Source organism: Streptomyces sp. P3, from assembly GCF_003032475.1.
Lineage (GTDB): Bacteria > Actinomycetota > Actinomycetes > Streptomycetales > Streptomycetaceae > Streptomyces.
The window spans coordinates 5,115,225-5,134,769 of record NZ_CP028369.1 but is presented as its reverse complement, the minus strand read 5'-3'; the positions used below and the strand labels follow the sequence as shown (position 1 = coordinate 5,134,769).

The following is a 19,545-nucleotide window of genomic DNA, read 5'->3' as shown; positions in this document are numbered from 1 at the left end:
GTCAGCGAAACAGCACGGGTGGGGAGAGCACATGGACACCACGCAGCGGACCGAGCAGCAGCGGTCCGCCGACCGACGACGGCGCGAGTTGCTGGAGGCCGCCGACCGGGTGGTGCTGCGCGACGGCCCGCAGGCGTCCATGAACGCCATCGCGGCGGAGGCCGGCATCACCAAACCGATCCTCTACCGCCACTTCGGCGACAAGGGCGGACTCTACGCCGCTCTCGCCACCCGGCACACGGACGCCCTGCTGGACTCGCTGCGCGCCGCGCTCGACGCGCCCGCCGAACGGCGGGAACGGGTCGAGGCGACCCTGGACACCTACCTCGCCGCGATCGAGGCCCGGCCGCAGGTGTACCGGTTCCTGATGCACCCTGCCGACACCGGCGCGGGCCCGGACCAGGGCTTCGACGTCGGCAAGCACAGCGCGCCCCTGCTGCGCCGGATGGGCGAGGAGCTGGCCCAGGTGATCGAGGAGCGGCTGGATCTCGGTCCCGGCAGCCAGCAGCTCGCCCGGGTGTGGGGGCACGGGATCGTCGGGATGATGCACGCGGCGGGCGACTGGTGGCTGGGCGAGCGGCCGTGCTCCCGCGCCGAACTGGTGCGGAGTCTGGCCGACCTGCTGTGGGGTCGCCTCGCGGCGGCCGGCGACAAGGTCGGCGGCCCCGGCTTCTGACGCCCGGCCTTCGGGTGGGCGCCGGCCCGTGCGGCCCGTCACCCCCGCACGGCGGCCGCCACCGCGGACCGGTACCGCCCGCGCTCCTAGACCGTGTTGTGCCAGGCGGCCCGGCGCACCTGGCGGGACAGCCGTCGGCCCCGCCAGCCCGAGACCCGGTCCGCGTACACCAAGCCCTCCAGGTGGTCGCACTCGTGCTGCAGGCATCTGGCGAAGAATCCCGTGCCGTGGACCCGCAGCCGCTCCCCCGTCATCGTGCGGCCCTCGACCACGGCGTGGTCGTGGCGCTCCGTCCCCGCCTCCAGGCCCGGAAGGGACAGACACCCCTCGGGACCACGCAGGACCAGTCCGTCGGCCTCGACCAGGCGCGGGTTCACCACATGGCCCACATGACGGACGTCCTCGTCGTCGGGGCAGTCGTAGACGAACACCCGCAGCGCCTCGCCGACCTGGTTCGCCGCCAGGCCGACGCCCTGGGCCGCGTACATCGTCGCGAACATGTCCTCGACGAGACGGGCGAGTTGGGGGCCGAAGTCGGTGACGTCCTCGCAACGGGCGTGCAGGACGGGGTCGCCGAGCAGGGTGAGGGGCCGGACGCGCCCGCGGGCGCCCGGGATGGAGCCGTGTCGCATGGCGGCAAGGGTACGGTCCTTTCTGACACGCGCATGCCGCGCGACGTGAAGCGGTGCCGGGATTCGGGAGTGCGAATGGATCTCGATAGGCTGAGCGCCTACCACGTTGCCGTACGGCAGAGGCGCGGCGCGTACGCAAGGAGGATCGAGAACTGATGGCAGGCAACTCGGACCCGCTCACGCCGCGGGCCAAGATCGCCGTGACCGCGGGCAAGGCGGTCGCGGCGGCGTCGCGCGCCGCGGGGCGCGGCAGCGGTTCGGTGATCGGCGGCCGGGTGGCGCTCAAACTCGACCCCGACCTCCTCGCCCGGCTCGCCCAGAACCTGGACGTGGTCCTCGTCTCGGCGACCAACGGCAAGACCACCACCACCCGGCTGATCGCCGAGGCGCTGCGCGCCGCCGGCCCGGTCGTGTCCAACGCGCTCGGCGCCAACATGCCGGCCGGCATCACCTCGGCCCTCGCGGGCGGCTCCGAGGCCCGCTACGGCGTCATCGAGGTCGACGAGAAGTACCTCGCGGGCGTCGCCCGGGACACCGCGCCCAAGTGCATCGCGCTGCTCAACCTCTCCCGCGACCAGCTGGACCGCGCCGCCGAGACCCGGATGCTCGCGGAGAACTGGCGTGAGGGGCTCGCCGGCTCCAAGGCCGTCGTGGTCGCCAACGCCGACGACCCGCTGGTGGTCTGGGCGGCCTCCTCCTCCCCCAACGTCGTCTGGGTCGCCGCCGGTCAGATGTGGAAGGACGACGCCTGGTCGTGCCCGTCCTGCGGCGGCGTCATGCAGCGGCCCGGTGACGACTGGTTCTGCGGAGAGTGCGGCTTCCGCCGTCCGACGCCGAGCTGGGCGCTCTCCGGCGACCACGTCATCGACCCGCACGGGTCGGCCTGGCCGATCCACCTCCAGCTGCCGGGCCGCGCCAACAAGGCCAACGCCGCCTCCTCGGCCGCCGTGGCAGCCGTCTTCGGCGTGCCGCCCCAGGTGGCGCTGGAGCGGATGTACGCGGTGCAGGCCGTCGCCGGGCGCTATGACGTCGTGCAGTTCCAGGGACGCGACCTTCGGCTGCTGCTGGCGAAGAACCCGGCCGGCTGGCTGGAGACGTTCAGCCTGATCGACCCGCCGCCGACCCCGGTCATCCTCTCGGTGAACGCGCGCGGCGCCGACGGCACCGACACCTCCTGGCTGTGGGACGTCGACTACACGCGGCTGACCGGTCACCCGATCTTCGTCGTCGGCGACCGGAAGCTGGACCTCGCCGTACGTCTCGAGGTCGCGAACCAGCACTTCCAGGTCTGCGAGAACCTCGACCAGGCCGTGCAGCAGGCGCCGCCCGGCCGGATCGAGGTCATCGCGAACTACACCGCGTTCCAGGACCTGCGCCGCCGCGTCGGCAACTGACTTCGAAGGACGTTTCCATGAGCGACAACCAACTGCGGCTGGTGTGGATCTATCCGGACCTGCTGAGCACCTACGGGGACCAGGGCAACGCCCTCGTCGTCGAGCGCCGCGCGCGCCAGCGCGGTCTCGACGTGGCCCGGCTCGACGTGCGCAGCGACCAGCCGATCCCGACCTCCGGCGACATCTACCTCATCGGCGGCGGCGAGGACCGGCCGCAGCGCCTCGCGGCGGAGCGGCTGCGCCGGGACGCGCACCTGTACCAGGCGGTGAACAACGGCGCGATCGTGTTCGCGGTCTGCGCCGGCTACCAGATCCTCGGCCACGAGTTCGTCAACGACCTCGGCCAGCGCGAGCCGGGCCTCGGCCTGCTGGACGTGACGACCACGCGCGGCGAGGGCGAGCGGTGTGTCGGCGACGTCCTCGGCGACATCGACCCGCGGCTCGGCCTGCCCCAGCTGACCGGCTTCGAGAACCACCAGGGCGTCACCCACCTCGGCCCGACCGCCCGTCCGCTGGCCCGCGTCCAGCTCGGCAAGGGCAACGGCACCGGCGACGGCACCGAGGGCGCGTACAACGACACCGTGTTCGGCACGTACATGCACGGCCCGGTGCTCGCGCGCAACCCGCTGATCGCGGACCTGCTGCTGAAACTGGCGCTCGACGTGAACGCGCTGCCGCCGATCGACGACCGCTGGTACGAGGCGCTGCGCAGCGAGCGCATCGCCGCCGCCCAGCAACCCGCGTGACCTGACGGCCCGCGGCACCCGGCAGCCGCGTGACCTGTGTGTTCACCTGATCTTCAGGGCGCCGTCAGCAGCCCGTCTGACGGCGCGTCCGCACAGGTGAGCAGATGCGTCCAGCAGGCGGACGCATGCTTCGGCCCCGCCCCCTCCTGGCGCTAGGGTGGCGGGGATTCGAGCCGGACAGTGTGGTCCGGACCAGGCCCACATGGAGAAGGTTGTTTCGGGCTATGCGCATTGGTGTCCTCACGTCCGGCGGCGACTGCCCCGGCCTGAACGCCGTCATCCGGTCCGTCGTGCACCGCGCCGTCGTGGACCACGGCGACGAGGTCATCGGCTTCCGGGACGGCTGGAAGGGCCTCCTGGAGTGCGACTACCTCAAGCTCGACCTCGACGCGGTGGGCGGCATCCTCGCCCGCGGCGGCACCATCCTCGGTTCCTCGCGGGTCCAGCCCTCGCATCTGCGGGACGGCGTGGAGCGGGCCAAGGGCCACGTCCGGGATCTCGGTCTGGACGCGATCATCCCCATCGGCGGTGAGGGCACCCTCAAGGCGGCCCGGCTGATGTCGGACAGCGGGCTGCCCGTCGTCGGCGTGCCGAAGACCATCGACAACGACATCGCCGTCACCGACGTCACCTTCGGCTTCGACACGGCCGTCGGCGTCGCGACCGACGCGCTGGACCGGCTGAAGACCACCGCCGAGTCGCACCAGCGGGTGCTGGTGGTCGAGGTCATGGGGCGGCACACCGGCTGGATAGCGCTGCACTCCGGCATGGCGGCCGGCGCGCACGCCATCGTCGTGCCGGAACGGCCCTTCGACATCGAGGAGCTGGCCCGCCGGGTCGGCGAGCGGTTCGAGGCGGGCAAGCGGTTCGCGATCGTGGTCGCGGCGGAGGGCGCCAAGCCGGCCCCCGGCGGCATGGCCTTCGACGAGGGCGCCAAGGACGTCTACGGGCACGAGCGGTTCGCCGGCATCGCCCGGCAGCTCTCCATCGAGCTGGAGTCACGGCTCGGCAAGGAGGCCCGGCCGGTCATCCTGGGGCATGTGCAGCGCGGCGGCACGCCGACCGCCTACGACCGGGTGCTGGCCACGCGGTTCGGCTGGCACGCGGTGGAGGCCGTGCACCGCGGCGAGTTCGGCCACATGACGGCCCTGCGCGGCACGGACATCGTGATGGTGCCGCTGGCGGAGGCCGTGGAGACGCTGAAGACGGTCCCCGAGGAGCGGTACGCCGAGGCGGAGACCGTCCTGTAGGAGGGCCACGACTCCAGCCGCCCCCGGTGACGAAGATCGCCGGGGGCGGTTCTACTCTTGGGGCGGCAGGAAACGTACAACCCCCCACGAATCAGGAGCCGGCGCAATGGACCACGGCGGGCACGGCATGACGATGGATCTGCCGCCGTTCACGCTGGGACGGGGCCTTCAGTGGTCGGCGGACCCGTTCTTCCTCGTCGCCTGCCTCCTGGGGCTCGCACTGTACGGGTGGGGCGTGCTGCGGCTGCGCCGGCGCGGTGACGCCTGGCCGGTCGGGCGGACGGTGTCGTTCGTCGTCGGCGTCCTGACCGTCATGCTGGTGATGTGCACCGGACTGAACGACTACGGCATGGTCATGTTCAGCGTGCACATGGTGCAGCACATGGTGATCAGCATGCTGTCGCCGATCCTGCTGCTGCTCGGCGCTCCCATGACGCTCGCACTGCGCGCGCTGCCGGCCGCCGGCCGGGGGCGCAAGGGGCCGCGTGAGCTGCTGCTGATGCTCCTGCACAGCCACTACATGCGCGTCATCACCCATCCCGCGTTCACGATCCCGCTGTTCATCGCGAGCCTCTACGCCCTCTACTTCACCCCGCTGTTCGACTTCCTGATGGGCTCGAAGACCGGGCACCTCGCGATGATGGTGCACTTCCTCGCCGTCGGCGTGGTGTTCTTCTGGCCGATCATCGGCGTGGATCCGGGTCCGAACCGGCCGGGCTATCTGATGCGGATGCTGGAGCTGTTCGCGGGCATGCCGTTCCACGCGTTCTTCGGCATCGCGCTGATGATGGCCTCGCAGCCGATGGTGGAGACCTTCGAGAACCCTCCGGCCTCCCTCGGCATCGACGCGCTCGCCGACCAGAACGCGGCCGGCGGCATCGCCTGGGCGTTCAGCGAGATCCCGTCCGTGCTGGTGCTGATCGCGCTGCTGTTCCAGTGGTACGGCTCCGAGCAGCGTCAGGCCAGGCGCAAGGACCGGGCCGCCGACCGCGACGGGGACCAGGAGCTGGAGGCCTACAACGCCTATCTTGCGTCACTCGACGCACGCGGGCGCTGATCCCGGGGCACCATGGAGGGGGACCCGCCCGGCGGAGGGCGGCCCTGAGGAGGGTGTCGCGATGGCCGGTACCACGGACGGTTCCACGAAGACCATGGGGGTGCTCACCGTCGGCGGACTCGTCGCGGTGACCGCCTACACGGTGGCGCTCGGCAGCAACGGCTGGCTGTGGTTCGGCTGGGTGGTGCTCGGACTGATCACCCTCGCCCTGGTCGTGATGCGGACCACGTGATCATCCGGGACCGATCCGGGCCGCCGAGTGCACGCCCGGCTGGTACTTCGGCAGCCGGGCGGTGATCTTCATGCCCGCTCCGACGGCCGTCTCGATGACCAGGCCGTGGTCCTCGCCGTAGACCTGGCGCAGCCGGTCGTCCACGTTGGACAGGCCGATGCCGCCGGAGGGGCCGACCTCGCCGGCCAGGATGCGGCGCAGCGCCATCGGGTCCATGCCGGCGCCGTCGTCCTCGATCACGACGAGGGCCTCGGCGCCGGCGTCCTGCGCGGTGATCTGGATGTGACAGGTGTCGGCCTTGCCCTCCAGACCGTGCTTGACGGCGTTCTCCACCAGCGGCTGGAGGCAGAGGAAGGGCAGCGCCACCGGGAGCACCTCGGGGGCGATCTGCAGGGTGACGGCGAGGCGGTCGCCGAAGCGGGCCCGCACCAGCGCCAGATAGTGGTCGATGGCGTGCAGCTCGTCGGCGAGGGTGGTGAAGTCGCCGTGCCTGCGGAACGAGTAGCGGGTGAAGTCGGCGAACTCCAGCAGCAGTTCGCGGGCGCGCTCGGGGTCGGTGCGGACGAACGAGGCGATCACGGCGAGGGAGTTGAAGATGAAGTGCGGGGAGATCTGGGCCCGCAGGGCCTTGATCTCCGCCTCGATCAGCCGGGTGCGCGACTGGTCGAGGTCGGCCAGCTCCAGCTGGACGCTCACCCAGCGGGCCACCTCGCCGGCCGCCCGGACCAGCACGGCGGACTCACGGGGCGCGCAGGCGACGAGCGCGCCGTGCACCCGGTCGTCGACGGTGAGCGGGGCGACCACGGCCCAGCGGACGGGGCAGTCGGCGTGCTCGCAGGCCAGGCGGAAGGCCTCTCCGCGGCCGCTCTCCAGCGGGCCGGCCAGCCGTTCCATGATCTCGGCCCGGTGATGGGAGCCCACGCCGTCCCAGACCAGCACCTGCTCCTCGTCGGTCAGACACAGGGCGTCGGTGCCGAGCAGGGTGCGCAGCCTGCGGGCCGACCTGCGGGCGGTCTCCTCGGTGAGTCCGGCCCGCAGCGGGGGTGCGGCGAGGGACGCGGTGTGCAGGGTCTGGAAGGTGGCGTGCTCGACGGGGGTGCCGAGGCCTCCGAGGCGTTCCGGGCGCCCGGTCCGCCGCCCGAGCCAGAAGCCGACGGCGAGGAAGGGCAGGATCGCGATGCAGACGCCCGCGAGGAAGCCGCTCACGGCTTCGCCTCCGCCGTCTGCGCGGTGCGGAGTTCCTCCGGCAGATGGAAGCGGGCCAGGATCGCCGAGGTGCCGGACGGAACGCGGTTCGGGGTGGCCAGGGACACCAGGATCATGGTGAGGAAGCCGAGCGGCACGGACCACAGGGCGGGCCAGGCGAGCAGGGCGTGCGCCGGGCCCGCGCCCGGGAGGCCGGCCATGGTGGCGGCGACCGCGACGAACGCCGACCCGCCGCCGACCAGCATCCCGGCGGCCGCGCCGGGCGGCGTCAGCCGGCGCCACCAGATGCCGAGCACCAGCAGCGGGCAGAACGAGGACGCCGACACCGCGAAGGCCAGCCCCACGGCGTCGGCCACCGGCAGTCCGCCCACCAGCAGGCTGGCGGCCAGCGGGACGGCCATGGCGAGTCCGGTGCCGAGCCGGAAGTGCCGGACGCCGCGGGTCGGCAGGACGTCCTGCGCGAGCACCCCCGCCACGGCCATCGTCAGTCCGGACGCGGTGGACAGGAACGCGGCGAAGGCGCCGCCGGCGACCAGCGCGCCCAGCAGCTCGCCGCCGAGGCCGCCGATCATCCGGTCGGGCAGCAGCAGGACGGCCGCGTCCGCGTCGCCGCTGAGGGCCAGCTCGGGCGTGTAGAGGCGGCCGAGGGCGCCGTAGACGGGCGGCAGGAGGTAGAACGCGCCGATCAGGGCGAGGACGGCGACCGTGGTGCGGCGGGCGGCGACACCGTGCGGGCTGGTGTAGAAGCGCACGACGACGTGCGGCAGGCCCATGGTGCCGAGGAACGTGGCGAGGATCAGCCCGTAGGTGGCGTACAGGGGCCGCTCCTCACGGCTCGCGGCGAGCGAGGTGGACATGCCGCCGCTGGTTCCGCGCTCGGCGGCGGGGACCGCGGCGCCCTCGGCGAAGGTGAGGCGGGCTCCCCTCTCGATGCGGTGGGTGCCGGCCGGCAGCCGGAGCACCGCGTCCTCGTGCGGACGGCCGTCGACCGTGCCGTCCACGGTCACGGTCAGGGGGCGGTCCAGTTTCAGGTCCAGGGTGTCGCCGACCCGGACCACCCGCTGGTCGCGGAAGGCCGCCGGCTCCTCGAAGACGTCACGGGGCGCGCCGTCGCTCTGCCAGGCGAGGACCAGGAAGAGGACGGGGACGAGGAGGGCGGTGAGCTTGAGCCAGTACTGGAAGGCCTGCACGAAGGTGATGCTGCGCATGCCGCCCGCGGCGACTGTGGCCGTGACGACCACCGCGACGATCAGCCCGCCGAGGGAGTCGGGAGCACCGGTGAGGACCGTCAACGTCAGCCCGGCGCCCTGGAGTTGGGGCAGCAGATAGAGCCAGCCCACGCCGACGACGAACGCGCCCGCGAGCCGTCTCACGGCCTGCGAGGCGAGCCTCGCCTCGGCGAAGTCGGGGAGGGTGTAGGCGCCGGAGCGGCGCAGCGGGGCGGCGACGAAGAGCAGCAGGACCAGGTAACCGGCGGTGTAGCCGACGGGGTACCAGAGCATGTCCGGGCCCTGGACGAGGACGAGGCCGGCGATGCCGAGGAAGGAGGCGGCGGAGAGGTACTCGCCGCTGATGGCGGCCGCGTTGAGGCGGGGGCCGACGGTTCGGGAGGCCACGTAGAAGTCGGAGGTGGTGCGGGAGATGCGCAGGCCGAAGGCGCCGACGAGCACGGTCGCGACGACCACCAGGGCGACGGCGGGGACGGCGAAGGTCGAGTTCATCGTCGCGCCGCCCTCACCGGTCCTCGACCAGCCGGACGAAGTCCCGTTCGTTGCGTTCGGCGCGGCGCACGTACCAGCGGGCGAGCAGGACGAGCGGGGCGTACAGGCAGAAACCGAGGACCGCCCATTCGAGGCGGTGGGCGTCGGGCATCGCCGCGAAGAGCAGCGGCAGCGGGCCGACGAGGAGTGCCAGGACGGCGAACACCGTGAGGGCTGCGCGCAGTTGGGACCGCATCAGGGAGCGGACGTAGGTGTCGCCCAGGGTGGTCTGCTCGTCGATCTCGGTGCGCGGGCGGTAGTAGCCGGAGGAGTGCGGGTACCGTCCGCGCGAGCGGAGCCGGGCATGGGGCAGGGCACGGCGGCCGGGGCGGGTGACGACGACACGTCGTTCCACGGGGTCCTGATGGGGCACGGTCAGGGCCTCCTCAGCAGCAGGTCCCGCAGTTCGCGGGCGTGCCGACGGCTGACCTGGAGTTCCTCGCCGCCGACGAGGACGCTCACCGTGCCCGCGTCGAGCCGGAGTTCGCCTATGTGGCGCAGGGCGACGAGATGGCGGCGGTGGATGCGCACGAAGCCGCGGGCGCTCCAGCGGTCCTCCAGGGTGGACAGCGGGATGCGGACGAGGTGGCTGCCGCGATCGGTGTGCAGCCGGGCGTAGTCGCCCTGCGCCTCGACGTGGGTGATGTCGTCGACGGCGACGAAGCGGGTCACGCCGCCGAGTTCGACGGGTATGTGGTCGGGGTCGGGTTCGTGGACCGGGATGCGGGGTGCGGTGCCGCGCAGTTCGGCGGCGCGGCGGACGGCTTCCGCGAGGCGCTCCTTGCGCACCGGTTTGAGGACGTAGTCGACGGCCTTGAGGTCGAAGGCCTGGACGGCGAAGTCCTCGTGGGCGGTGACGAAGACGACCAGCGGGGGCCGGGCGAAGCCGGTGAGCAGGCGGGCCAGGTCGAGGCCGTCGAGGCCGGGCATCTGGATGTCGAGGAAGACGACGTCGACGGCCTCGGGGCCGTCGGGGCCCGACTCCAGGGCGCGGTTGATGCGGCGCAGTGCCTCGGTCGCGTCGCCGGCGCCCTCCACGCTGCCGATGCGGGGGTCCGCGGAGAGCAGGTAGAGCAGCTCCTCCAGCGAGGGGCGTTCGTCGTCGACGGCGAGGGCGCGCAGCATGAAGGTGGAGTGTAGGGGCGATCGGCGCGGCGGGACATGTACGGGGCCTGGACGTTCCTGCTGGATACAGTGCGGGCATGAACGACGGCGGCGCCCTTTTCGACGGTCTCGACCGGAAGATCATCACCGCGTTGATGGCGAACGCCAGGACGAGCTTCGCCGAGATCGGCACGGCCGTCGGACTGTCCTCGACGGCCGTCAAGCGCCGGGTGGACCGGTTGCGGGAGACCGGGGTGATCACGGGGTTCACGGCCACCGTGCAGCCGGCGGCGCTGGGCTGGAGCACGGAGGCCTACGTCGAGGTGTACTGCGAGGGCGCCGCGCCGCCCCGGCGGCTGGCGGAGGTGGTGCGCAACCATCCGGAGATCACCGCGGCGATGACGGTGACGGGCGGTGCGGACGCGCTGCTGCACGTGCGGGCGCGGGACGTGGAGCACTTCGAGGAGGTGCTGGAGCGGATCCGGGTCGAGCCGTTCATCCGGAAGACGATCAGCGTGATGGTGTTGTCGCATCTGCTGCCGGAGAGCCCGGAGGCGGGCGCGACACAGCCCGCTCCCGAATAAACCTGCGAACGGGCCTGCCGCGACGCAGCGAACCTGCGTCAACCGGGCGAATCACGCAGCGTTCGTGCGCGAACACGCAATGCTCGTTGCTTGTCGGCCCTACCGGTCAGTTCCTACCGTGGTGTCAACCCTCAGTCGACTCCGCAGGAGGGTCGACACCGCAGGAAAACGGAGGAACCCCTCTGTGTCCGAAAGCCGTGTGCGGCGCCCCCGGCGCTTCCTCGTCTGCGAACCCAGACACTTCGCGGTGCAGTACGCGATCAATCCCTGGATGCGTCCCGACACCCCCGTGGACGTCGACCTCGCCCAGGAGCAGTGGCAGAGGCTGATCCACGCCTACCGCAGCCACGGTCACACCGTGGACACCGTGGAGCCGGCCCCCGGCCTCCCGGACATGGTCTTCGCCGCGAACTCGGCGGTCGTCGTCGCCGGCCGCGTCTTCGGCTCCCTGTTCCACGCGCCCGAGCGGCGCCCCGAGTCCGTCCACTACGAAACCTGGTTCAAGGCGGCCGGCTACGACGTCCACCGGCCTGAGTCCGTCTGCGAGGGCGAGGGCGACCTGGTGTGGACGGGCCGGTACGTGCTGGCCGGCACGGGGTTCCGCACGACCCGTGAGGCGCACCGGGAGGTGCAGGAGTTCTTCGGCCACCCGGTGATCAGCCTGACCCTGGTGGACCCGCACTTCTACCACCTGGACACGGCTCTGTTCGTCCTGGACGGCGGGCATGACGGAAACATCGCCTACTACCCGGAGGCGTTCTCGCAGGGCAGCCGCGAGGTGCTCGCCCGGCTGTACCCGGACGCGGTGCTCGCCACCCGCGACGACGCCATGGCGTTCGGCCTGAACTCCGTGTCCGACGGCCGTCACGTGTTCATCGCGCCCCGGGCCGAGGCTCTCGCCGCCCGGCTCGGCGAGCGCGGCTATGTCCCCGTCCCCGTCGACCTCTCGGAGTTCCAGAAGGCCGGCGGCGGCATCAAGTGCTGCACTCAGGAGATCCGTTCATGACCGCACCCGTCGTCCCGACCCGCTCCTCCGCCGATCTGATCCGCGCCGAGGAGCCGGTCCTCGCGCACAACTACCACCCGCTGCCCGTGGTCGTCGCGAGCGCCGAGGGCGCGTGGGTGCAGGACGTCGAGGGCCGCCGCTACCTCGACATGCTGGCCGGGTACTCGGCCCTCAACTTCGGCCACCGGCACCCCGCCCTGGTCGAGGCGGCCCACCGCCAGCTGGACCGTCTCACTCTCACCTCCCGCGCCTTCCACAACGACCGGCTGGCCGAGTTCGCCGAGCGGCTCGCGGAGCTGACCGGTCTGGACATGGTCCTGCCGATGAACACGGGCGCGGAGGCGGTCGAGAGCGGCGTCAAGGTGGCCCGCAAGTGGGCGTACGAGGTGAAGGGCGTCCCCGCCGACCGGGCGACCGTCGTGGTCGCCGCCGGCAATTTCCACGGCCGCACGACGACGATCGTGAGCTTCTCGACGGACGAGACGGCCCGGGCGGGCTTCGGCCCGTTCACTCCGGGTTTCCGGATCGTCCCGTACAACGACCTGGCCGCGCTGGAGGCGGCGGTCGACGAGACGACGGCGGCGGTGCTGATCGAGCCGATCCAGGGCGAGGCCGGCGTCGTCGTCCCCGACGACGGCTATCTGACCGGGGTACGGGAGCTGACCCGCCGGACGAACTGCCTGTTCGTCGCGGACGAGATCCAGTCCGGACTCGGGCGGACCGGTCGGACGCTGGCCGTGGAGCACGAGGGGGTCGTGCCCGACGTGCTGCTGCTCGGCAAGGCGCTGGGCGGCGGGATCGTGCCGGTGTCGGCGGTGGTGGCCCGGCGGGAGGTGCTGTCGGTGCTGCGGCCCGGCGAGCACGGGTCGACGTTCGGCGGCAACCCGCTGGCCGCAGCGGTGGGCACCGCGGTGGTGGGGCTGCTGGAGACGGGTGAGTTCCAGCGCCGGGCGGCCGAGCTGGGCGTCGTGCTGCGCGAGGGGCTGACCGCTCTGGTCGGCAGGGGTGTCGTCGGCTTCCGCTCGCGGGGGCTGTGGGCGGGCGTCGACGTGGACCCGGCCCTCGGCACGGGCCGCGAGGTGAGCGAGCGCCTCATGCGGGAGGGGGTCCTGGTCAAGGACACGCATGGCTCGACCATCCGGCTGGCGCCGCCGCTGACCATCACCGGCGAGGAACTGGCCTCGGCGCTGGGCGCGTTGGAGCGGGCCCTGACGCAGGACGTCTGACGGGGCCGGCCCTCGCAGCGGGGCCGGCGCGGGCGCGCCCCGCGTCGCCCCGGGTGGCTCGGCCGCATTCGTGCAGGCAGGGTGAAGAAAGGGTCGGGAGGTGGTAGACCACTCTCAGCGACAGAGAGGCCGGCCGTGGGCACTGAGGACGAGGACGACATTGCCCGCCGGCGGTTCGACGTGGCGGACACCGCGCCCCTGCTGCTCGACGGGCGGGGCGTGGTCACGAGCTGGACCGGGGACGCCGAGCGGCTGCTGGGGTATCCGGCCGCCGAGGCCGTGGGCAGGGACCTGGCCGCCCTGCTCACCCGCGCGGACGCCGGACGGGTGGCGGACGTCCTCGCGCGGTGCCGCGAGGACGGCGGCTGGGCGGGGCTGCTGTCCGCCCGCCGCCGGGACGGGCGGCCGATGCCCGTCATGGCGCGCGTGACCTCCGCCCAGGAGCCCGGCGGTCCCGCGCGCTGGCTGGCGCTGCTCAACGAGATGTCCGACGCCCCGGGCTGGAACATGAGCCGTTCGGTGCTGGAGCAGATGGTCGGCGACTCCCCGATCGGCATAGCGATCGTCAACACCGATCTGCGCTTCGTGTGGTCGAACGCGGCCCTGGCGCGATTCGGCGGCGGGCCGCCCGAGCGCCGGCTGGGGCTGCGGCTCGCGGACGTGCAGCCGGGCCTGGACTCCGTGTCGATCGAAGCGCAGATGCGCCGGGTGCTGGAGTCCGGGGAGCCCGTCATCGGCTACGAGCTGCTGGGCAGGGTGCAGGCGGCTCCGCACCGGGAGACGGCGCACATGCTGTCCTTCACCCGGCTGGAGGACGAGCGGGGCGGCCCGATGGGCGTCTACTACACGGTCGTGGACATGACCGAGCGACACCGCGCCCGGCAGCGGCTCGCCCTGCTCGACCGGGCCGGCCGGTGCATCGGCCGCAGCCTCGACATCACCCGGACGGCGCAGGAGCTGGCGGACGTGGCGGTGCCTGACTTCGCCGACGTCGTCACCGTGGATCTGCTCGAACCGGTGCTGCGGGGCGCGGAGCCCGTCTCGGCCAGGTCGACGGGCGGCCCCGACGACTCCGTGACCTTGCGCAGGGCGGGGCGGCGCCAAGCCGGGGACGTCGGCCCGACCGCGGACGCTTCGGGCGGGCCGGCCGGGACCGCCACGGTCGTCTACCCGGCGGGTTCGCCGCCGGCGCGGTGTCTGATCGACGGACGCCCCTGGCGGGTGGACCGGCTCGAGCCGGACAGTCCCCGGGGAGCGCCGGGCCCTGACGACCCGGGCGGCCCGCAGGCCCCGGGCGGTCCTCGGGAGCCGGGCGACCCGCAGGACCCCGGCGGCCCTCGGGATCGGGACGGCTCGCACGACGCGTACGCCGGGACGTGGGCCGCGGTGCTGCCCGCGGGGTCCGGGCCGCCCAGCGCCCTGATCGTGCCGGTGCGGGCACGGGGCACCGTGCTGGGCGTCACCACGTTCCTGAGGCGCGACCGACGCGAGCCCTTCGACGAGGACGACCTGGCCCTCGCCGAGGATCTGGTCTCCCGGGCCGCCGTCTGCGTGGACAACGCCCGGCGCTACACCCGCGAACGCGACGCCGCCCTGGTCCTCCAGCGCAACCTGCTCCCCCGCCGGCTGCCCGAGCAGGACGCCGTCGAGGTGGCCGCCTGCTACCGGCCGGCCGACGAGCTGACCGGCCTCGGCGGGGACTGGTACGACCTGATCCCGCTGTCCGGGGCCCGGGTGGCACTCGTCGTCGGCGAGGTCCCCGGGCACGGCATCGACGCCGCGGCGGCCATGGGACGGGTGCGGACCGCGGTGCGCACCCTGGCCGCGCTGGACCTGCCGCCCGCGGAGATCCTCGCGCACCTGGACGACCTGGTCACCCGTATGGACGAGGAGGAGGACGACGCCGCCGAGGACGAGAGCGTCCCGACGGACGCCCGGCCCGGGACCGACGGCAGGCAGGTGGCGGGGTCGGCGTGCGTGTACATCGTGTACGACCCGGTCGACGGGCGGTGCGTGATGGCCGCCGCCGGGCATCCCGCGCCCGCCGTCGTGCTGCCCGACGGGAGCGTCGACTTCGTCGATCTGCCCCAGGGGCCCGCGCTCGGTGTGGGCGGGCCGCCGTTCGAGTCGGCCGAGTTGGTCCTGCCGGAGGGCAGCACGCTCGCGCTGCACACGGACGGCCTGCTGGCCGACGGCGAGCAGTGGACGCCGGACACCGACCGGGAGCGGCTGCGGCAGGCCCTGGAACGGCCGGCCGACGCCCTCGGCCTGCGCTGCCGGACGGTGATCGACGCCCTCGTCCCGGCCCGTCCGTACGACGACGTGGCCCTGCTGATGGCCCGCACGCGCCGCCTGCCGGCCGGCCAGGTGGCCGACTGGGAGCTGCCCGCGGACCCGGCGGCCGTCGCCGAGGCCCGCAAGACCGCGAGCCGCCGGCTGGCTGATTGGGGGCTCCCGGAGCTGTCGTTCACCACCGAGCTGGTCGTCAGCGAGCTGGTCACGAACGCCATCCGGTACGCCACGGGGCCGATCCGGCTCCGGCTGATCCGCGGACGGACCCTGTTCTGCGGGGTCTTCGACGGCGGTGCCACCGCACCGCATCTGCGCCATCCGAGGGCCACCGACGAGGGCGGCCGGGGGCTGCTGCTGGTCTCCCAGGTCACCCAGCGGTGGGGCACCCGCTTCCTCCCCGAGGGAAAGGTCATCTGGGCGGAGCAGTCGCTCACGGACCCGAGCGTGTGATCGACGGGACACATTCGTCGCATCACATGAGAAAATTGCGCAATACCGGCAGATGGGGCGCGAGCCATGAACGACACGGCGATCGACTACGCGGCGGTGTTCCAGGCCCTGCCGGGAATGGTGGCGCTGCTCACGCCCGGGCTGGTGTACGCGGACGCCAACGAGGAGTTCCTGCGGGTGGCCGGCCGCAAGCGCGAGCAGGTGGTCGGTCGGCACCTCTTCGACGTCTTCCCCGACAACCCCGAGGACCCCGGCGCGAACGGCATGCGCAATCTGGAGGCGTCGCTGCTCCGGGTGCTGGCCACCGGCGAGCGGGACACCATGGCGCTGCAGCGCTACGACGTCGAGTCGGCCGAACGGCCCGGCGAGTGGGAGGAGCGCTACTGGAGCCCGGTCAACGCCCCGGTGTACGGCCCGGACGGATCGGTGTTGCTGCTGGTGCACCGCGTCGAGGAGGTCACCGAGCTGATCCGGGCCCGCGGCAGGCGCGGGTCGGCCGCGGAGGTCGGGCGGGTCGGCAGCCGGAGCCGGGTGCTGGAGGCAGAGCTGTACACGCGCGCCCGTGAGCTGCAGGAGCTCAACGAACGGCTGCGGCTGGCCCACGCCCGCGAGCGCGAGGTGGCGCTCGCCCTCCAGGAGGCGATGCTGCCCGCCCGCCTGCAGGTCGGGCACCGCCGGGCCGCGGTGCGCTACCGGCCGGCGGTCGGCGCGCTCAACGTGTGCGGGGACTGGTACGACCTGGTCGACCTGGTCGGCGGCAACCGCATCGCGGTGTCGGTCGGCGACGTCGTCGGACACGGTCTGGAGGCCGCCGGGGTGATGGGCCAGCTGCGCAGCGCGCTCAGCGCGACCTCCCGGGTGGCCCGGGGGCCCGGCGAGGCGCTGAACGTCCTCGGGCGGTACGCGCACGTCGTGGACGGCGCCGAGTCGGCCACCGCGGTCACCACGTTCATCGACTTCGACCATCACACCATCACCTACAGCAGCGCCGGACACCCGCCGCCCGTCCTCGTGCACGCCGACGGGCGGGTGGAGTTCCTCGACCGGGCGACCGACCCCCCGCTGGACGCCCGGCCCGACCCCGCCCCGCGGACCGAGGCGCGCACCACGTACGGCGACGGCGCCACCCTGGCCCTGTACACGGACGGTCTGATCGAGCGGCGACGGGAGGACATCTACACAGGGCTGAACCGCCTCGCGGACGCGCTGGCCCGGCATCGGGACGCCGACCCCGAGAGCCTCGCCGACGCGGTGCTGTGGGAGCTCCTGCCTCCGGGCGGCGCCACCGACGACACGGCCCTGGTCGTCGTACGGCTGTGACGGGCGAGAGGGACGGGACCGAAACGGCACGGTTCCGGCGGTTGCCGCCTGCCCCTACACTGACACCCCACACCATGCCGGTTGACCTGCTGGAACACGGCCACGAGCCGATCCGCCGGACACGAGGAGCGACACCCTTTGTTCTACTACCTCCTGAAGTACGTGGTGTTGGGGCCGCTGCTGCGACTGCTCTTCCGCCCCCGAATAGAGGGTCTGGAACATGTGCCGGACTCGGGAGCCGCCATCATCGCGGGCAATCACCTGTCGTTCTCGGACCACTTCCTGATGCCCGCGATCCTCAAACGGCGCATCACGTTCCTCGCGAAGGCCGAGTACTTCACGGGTCCCGGCCTCAAGGGCCGGCTGACCGCGGCCTTCTTCCGCAGCGCGGGCCAGATCCCGGTGGACCGTTCCGGCAAGGAGGCCGGCCAGGCCGCGATCCGCGAGGGGCTGGGGGTGCTGAACAAGGACGAGTTGCTCGGCATCTACCCGGAGGGCACCCGCTCCCACGACGGGCGGCTCTACAAGGGCAAGGTGGGCGTCGCCGTGATGGCCCTGCGGGCGCAGGCGCCGGTGATCCCCTGCGCGATGATCGGCACCTTCGAGGCGCAGCCGCCGGGCAAGATCCTCCCGACCCTGCACCCGGTCGTGATCCGCTTCGGCAAGCCCCTCGACTTCTCCCGCTACCTCGGCATGGAGCACGAGAAGGCCGTACTGCGCGCGATCACCGACGAGATCATGTACGCCATCCTCTCGCTCTCCGAGCAGGAGTACGTCGACCAGTACGCGGCCGTCGCCAAGGCGGAGGAGACCGCTGCCAAGGCGGAGGCGGAGAAGTCGGGGAAGGGACGCAAGTTCCCCCGGCTGCCGTCGAGGTGACGGAACGCCGGGTCGGAGCAGGACACGGGTGAGGGGCGGCCGGATCGATCCGGCCGCCCCTCGTCGCCCTACGGGCGGTGCCTTACCACTCGAGCGCTGCCGCTCGAGCCCTACCGCTCGAGCGCTACGGCTTGGGCGTGGCGTGCGGCGCGCAGGTCACGTCCGACCGGTCCAGCTTGCCGGTGAGGAGGTAGGCGTCGACCCGGCTGTTGATGCAGGTGTTCACCAGGCTGGTGACACCGTGGGAGCCCGCGCCCTTCTCGGTGATCAGGCGGGAGCCCTGGAAGCGCTTGTGCAGCTCGACGGCGCCCTCGTACGGGGTGGCCGCGTCGTTCGTGGACTGCACGATGAGCACCTGGGGCAGACCCTTGTGCGTGGTGACGTGCACCGGAGTCTGCTGCTTGACCGGCCAGGTGGCGCAGGGCAGGTTCATCCAGGCGTTGGCCCACGTCATGAACGGGTGGTTCTTGTGGAGCGCCGTGTTGTCCCGGTCCCACTTCTTCCAACTGGTGGGCCACTTGGCGTCGGTGCACTCGACGGCCGTGTAGACGGCGTTGCCGTTCTCCGAGGAGATGTTGCCGGCGGTGTCCGTCAGGTCGGGAGAGGCCGCGTCGACGAGGGCCTTGGTGTCCCCGGCGAAGTACGCGCTGAAGACGGTGGCGACCGGCACCCACGAGGAGTCGTAGTACGGAGCGCTCTGGAAGAAGGAGATGAGCTCGGCGGGGCCGACGACGCCGCCGATCGGGTTCTTCTTCGCGGTGGCGCGCAGCTGGAGCCACTTGGCCTGGACGGCGGCGCGGGTCGTGCCGAGGTGGAAGGTCGCGTCGTTGGCGGCGACCCAGTCCTGCCAGTCCTTCCAGCGGCCCTCGAAGGCGACGTCCTGGTCGAGGTTGGCCTCGTACCAGACCTTCTCGCGGGAGGGGTTGACCACGCTGTCGACGACCATGCGGCGCAGGTGGCCCGGGAACATCGTGCCGTACACGGCGCCGAGGTAGGTGCCGTAGGAGACACCGAGGAAGTTGAGCTTGCGCTCGCCGAGGGCGGCGCGGATGACGTCCAGGTCGCGCACGGTGTTCGGCGTGGTCATCTGCTGGAGCATGGCCTTGCCGGTGCGCTCGGCGCAGCCCTGCGCGTACTCACGGGCGAGCTTGCGCTGGGCGTACTTGTCGGCCGTGGTGTCCGGGACCGGGTCGGCCTTGGGCGCCTTGACGAACTCCTGCGGGTCCATGCAGGAGATGGGCGCGGAGTGGCCCACGCCACGCGGGTCGAAGCCGACGAAGTCGTAGGCCTTGGCCACGCCGGCCCATACGGGCGCCTTGGTGGTGACGCGGCGCGGGAAGCGCAGGCCGGAGCCGCCGGGACCGCCGGGGTTGTAGACGAGCGCCCCCTGGCGCTCCTGAGCCGTGCCCGTGTTGCCGATGCGGTCGACGGCGAGCTTGATCTGCTTGCCGTTCGGCCTGGCGTAGTCGACCGGAACGGTGACCCAGCCGCACTTGATCGGCTTCTCCAGGCCCCAGTCGGCCGGGCAGTCCTGCCAGTCGATGCCTGCCTTCGCGGCGCGCTCGGCGGCGATCGCCGCGCCCCGCGCCTCACGGTCCTGTCCCGGACGACTGCTGGTCGCGCTCGCCGTGGGCGCTGTGACGGCGCCGGCGAGCAGAGTCGCGGTGACGAGTATGCCCGCCGAGCCCAGCGCTGCGATGCGCTTGTTCGGTCGTATGTCCTTCAAGTGGG

The 19,545-nt window shown here is 72.5% G+C and carries 18 protein-coding genes; 12 read left to right on the top strand and 6 right to left on the bottom strand.

What is annotated here, in order from left to right:
* Window positions 1-31 precede the first annotated feature (31 nt).
* A complete protein-coding gene (locus tag C6376_RS23220; RefSeq protein WP_107445197.1) occupies window positions 32-676 on the top strand; it encodes a TetR family transcriptional regulator in 645 nt (214 codons plus the stop codon).
* A gap of 86 nt (window positions 677-762) precedes the next feature.
* Here C6376_RS23220 and def read toward each other — a convergent pair whose 3' ends face one another.
* Window positions 763-1,308, bottom strand: coding sequence for a peptide deformylase (def, locus tag C6376_RS23215; protein WP_107445196.1), 546 nt, complete (start codon window positions 1,306-1,308; stop codon window positions 763-765).
* Window positions 1,309-1,463: 155 nt separating this feature from the next.
* Between def and C6376_RS23210 the strand changes: the two genes are divergently transcribed.
* From C6376_RS23210 to C6376_RS23190, 5 genes are all read left to right on the top strand, one after another.
* Complete coding sequence (locus tag C6376_RS23210) at window positions 1,464-2,702, top strand: MurT ligase domain-containing protein (protein WP_057580793.1); 1,239 nt, start codon at window positions 1,464-1,466, stop codon at window positions 2,700-2,702.
* Between the two features lie 17 nt (window positions 2,703-2,719).
* Window positions 2,720-3,448 (top strand): type 1 glutamine amidotransferase, encoded by a 729-nt coding sequence (locus C6376_RS23205; RefSeq protein WP_057580791.1) that lies wholly within the window; start codon window positions 2,720-2,722, stop codon window positions 3,446-3,448.
* A gap of 224 nt (window positions 3,449-3,672) precedes the next feature.
* Complete coding sequence (locus C6376_RS23200) at window positions 3,673-4,698, top strand: 6-phosphofructokinase (protein ID WP_107445195.1); 1,026 nt, start codon at window positions 3,673-3,675, stop codon at window positions 4,696-4,698.
* Between the two features lie 106 nt (window positions 4,699-4,804).
* Window positions 4,805-5,755: a cytochrome c oxidase assembly protein gene (locus tag C6376_RS23195; RefSeq protein ID WP_107445194.1), complete on the top strand. Its 951-nt coding sequence runs from the start codon at window positions 4,805-4,807 to the stop codon at window positions 5,753-5,755.
* A 61-nt stretch (window positions 5,756-5,816) separates the two neighbouring features.
* On the top strand, window positions 5,817-5,987 hold the full coding sequence (locus tag C6376_RS23190; RefSeq protein ID WP_107445193.1) for a hypothetical protein: 171 nt from the start codon (window positions 5,817-5,819) through the stop codon (window positions 5,985-5,987).
* Here the strand turns inward: C6376_RS23190 and C6376_RS23185 are convergent, their stop codons facing one another.
* The 4 genes from C6376_RS23185 to C6376_RS23170 are packed head-to-tail and all read right to left on the bottom strand — an operon-like array spanning window position 5,988 to window position 10,078.
* Window positions 5,988-7,193: a sensor histidine kinase gene (locus C6376_RS23185; protein ID WP_107445192.1), complete on the bottom strand. Its 1,206-nt coding sequence runs from the start codon at window positions 7,191-7,193 to the stop codon at window positions 5,988-5,990.
* Complete coding sequence (locus C6376_RS23180; protein ID WP_107445191.1) at window positions 7,190-8,914, bottom strand: cation acetate symporter; 1,725 nt, start codon at window positions 8,912-8,914, stop codon at window positions 7,190-7,192. The genes C6376_RS23185 and C6376_RS23180 overlap by 4 nt, the downstream gene beginning before the upstream one ends.
* A 13-nt stretch (window positions 8,915-8,927) precedes the next feature.
* Window positions 8,928-9,326: a hypothetical protein gene (locus C6376_RS23175; protein ID WP_107445190.1), complete on the bottom strand. Its 399-nt coding sequence runs from the start codon at window positions 9,324-9,326 to the stop codon at window positions 8,928-8,930.
* 2 nt (window positions 9,327-9,328) lie between these two features.
* On the bottom strand, window positions 9,329-10,078 hold the full coding sequence (locus C6376_RS23170) for a LytTR family DNA-binding domain-containing protein (protein ID WP_107445189.1): 750 nt from the start codon (window positions 10,076-10,078) through the stop codon (window positions 9,329-9,331).
* A 77-nt stretch (window positions 10,079-10,155) separates the two neighbouring features.
* On the opposite strand from C6376_RS23170, the gene C6376_RS23165 reads away from it, so the two are divergent.
* From C6376_RS23165 to C6376_RS23135, 6 genes are all read left to right on the top strand, one after another.
* Complete coding sequence (locus C6376_RS23165; protein WP_107445188.1) at window positions 10,156-10,641, top strand: Lrp/AsnC family transcriptional regulator; 486 nt, start codon at window positions 10,156-10,158, stop codon at window positions 10,639-10,641.
* Between the two features lie 184 nt (window positions 10,642-10,825).
* A complete protein-coding gene (gene ddaH / locus C6376_RS23160) occupies window positions 10,826-11,647 on the top strand; it encodes a dimethylargininase (protein ID WP_107445187.1) in 822 nt (273 codons plus the stop codon).
* Entirely contained in the window at window positions 11,644-12,873 is a 1,230-nt protein-coding gene (rocD, locus tag C6376_RS23155) for an ornithine--oxo-acid transaminase (protein ID WP_107445186.1), read from the top strand. Before ddaH ends, rocD begins: the two co-directional genes overlap by 4 nt.
* Before the next feature lie 135 nt (window positions 12,874-13,008).
* A complete protein-coding gene (locus tag C6376_RS44735; protein WP_216825600.1) occupies window positions 13,009-15,615 on the top strand; it encodes a SpoIIE family protein phosphatase in 2,607 nt (868 codons plus the stop codon).
* A 66-nt stretch (window positions 15,616-15,681) separates the two neighbouring features.
* Window positions 15,682-16,935 carry a PP2C family protein-serine/threonine phosphatase gene (locus C6376_RS23140; protein ID WP_107445185.1) on the top strand — a complete coding sequence of 418 codons (1,254 nt, stop codon included), beginning with the start codon at window positions 15,682-15,684 and terminating at the stop codon, window positions 16,933-16,935.
* 138 nt (window positions 16,936-17,073) lie between these two features.
* A complete protein-coding gene (locus C6376_RS23135; protein WP_107445184.1) occupies window positions 17,074-17,814 on the top strand; it encodes a 1-acyl-sn-glycerol-3-phosphate acyltransferase in 741 nt (246 codons plus the stop codon).
* A gap of 124 nt (window positions 17,815-17,938) precedes the next feature.
* Here the strand turns inward: C6376_RS23135 and C6376_RS23130 are convergent, their stop codons facing one another.
* Window positions 17,939-19,540 carry an alpha/beta hydrolase gene (locus tag C6376_RS23130; RefSeq protein WP_107445183.1) on the bottom strand — a complete coding sequence of 534 codons (1,602 nt, stop codon included), beginning with the start codon at window positions 19,538-19,540 and terminating at the stop codon, window positions 17,939-17,941.
* Between the last annotated feature and the right edge of the window lie 5 nt (window positions 19,541-19,545).

What these genes read in the sequence shown, in the direction of transcription:
- C6376_RS23180 (WP_107445191.1), bottom strand. Translation starts at nt 8,914, where the DNA reads ATGAACTCGACCTTCGCCGTCCCCGCCGTCGCCCTGGTGGTCGTCGCG.
- C6376_RS23190 (WP_107445193.1), top strand. Translation starts at nt 5,817, where the DNA reads ATGGCCGGTACCACGGACGGTTCCACGAAGACCATGGGGGTGCTCACC.
- rocD (WP_107445186.1), top strand. Translation starts at nt 11,644, where the DNA reads ATGACCGCACCCGTCGTCCCGACCCGCTCCTCCGCCGATCTGATCCGC.
- def (WP_107445196.1), bottom strand. Translation starts at nt 1,308, where the DNA reads ATGCGACACGGCTCCATCCCGGGCGCCCGCGGGCGCGTCCGGCCCCTC.
- C6376_RS23165 (WP_107445188.1), top strand. Translation starts at nt 10,156, where the DNA reads ATGAACGACGGCGGCGCCCTTTTCGACGGTCTCGACCGGAAGATCATC.
- C6376_RS23220 (WP_107445197.1), top strand. Translation starts at nt 32, where the DNA reads ATGGACACCACGCAGCGGACCGAGCAGCAGCGGTCCGCCGACCGACGA.
- C6376_RS23200 (WP_107445195.1), top strand. Translation starts at nt 3,673, where the DNA reads ATGCGCATTGGTGTCCTCACGTCCGGCGGCGACTGCCCCGGCCTGAAC.
- C6376_RS23170 (WP_107445189.1), bottom strand. Translation starts at nt 10,078, where the DNA reads ATGCTGCGCGCCCTCGCCGTCGACGACGAACGCCCCTCGCTGGAGGAG.
- C6376_RS23210 (WP_057580793.1), top strand. Translation starts at nt 1,464, where the DNA reads ATGGCAGGCAACTCGGACCCGCTCACGCCGCGGGCCAAGATCGCCGTG.
- C6376_RS23205 (WP_057580791.1), top strand. Translation starts at nt 2,720, where the DNA reads ATGAGCGACAACCAACTGCGGCTGGTGTGGATCTATCCGGACCTGCTG.
- C6376_RS23140 (WP_107445185.1), top strand. Translation starts at nt 15,682, where the DNA reads ATGAACGACACGGCGATCGACTACGCGGCGGTGTTCCAGGCCCTGCCG.
- C6376_RS23195 (WP_107445194.1), top strand. Translation starts at nt 4,805, where the DNA reads ATGGACCACGGCGGGCACGGCATGACGATGGATCTGCCGCCGTTCACG.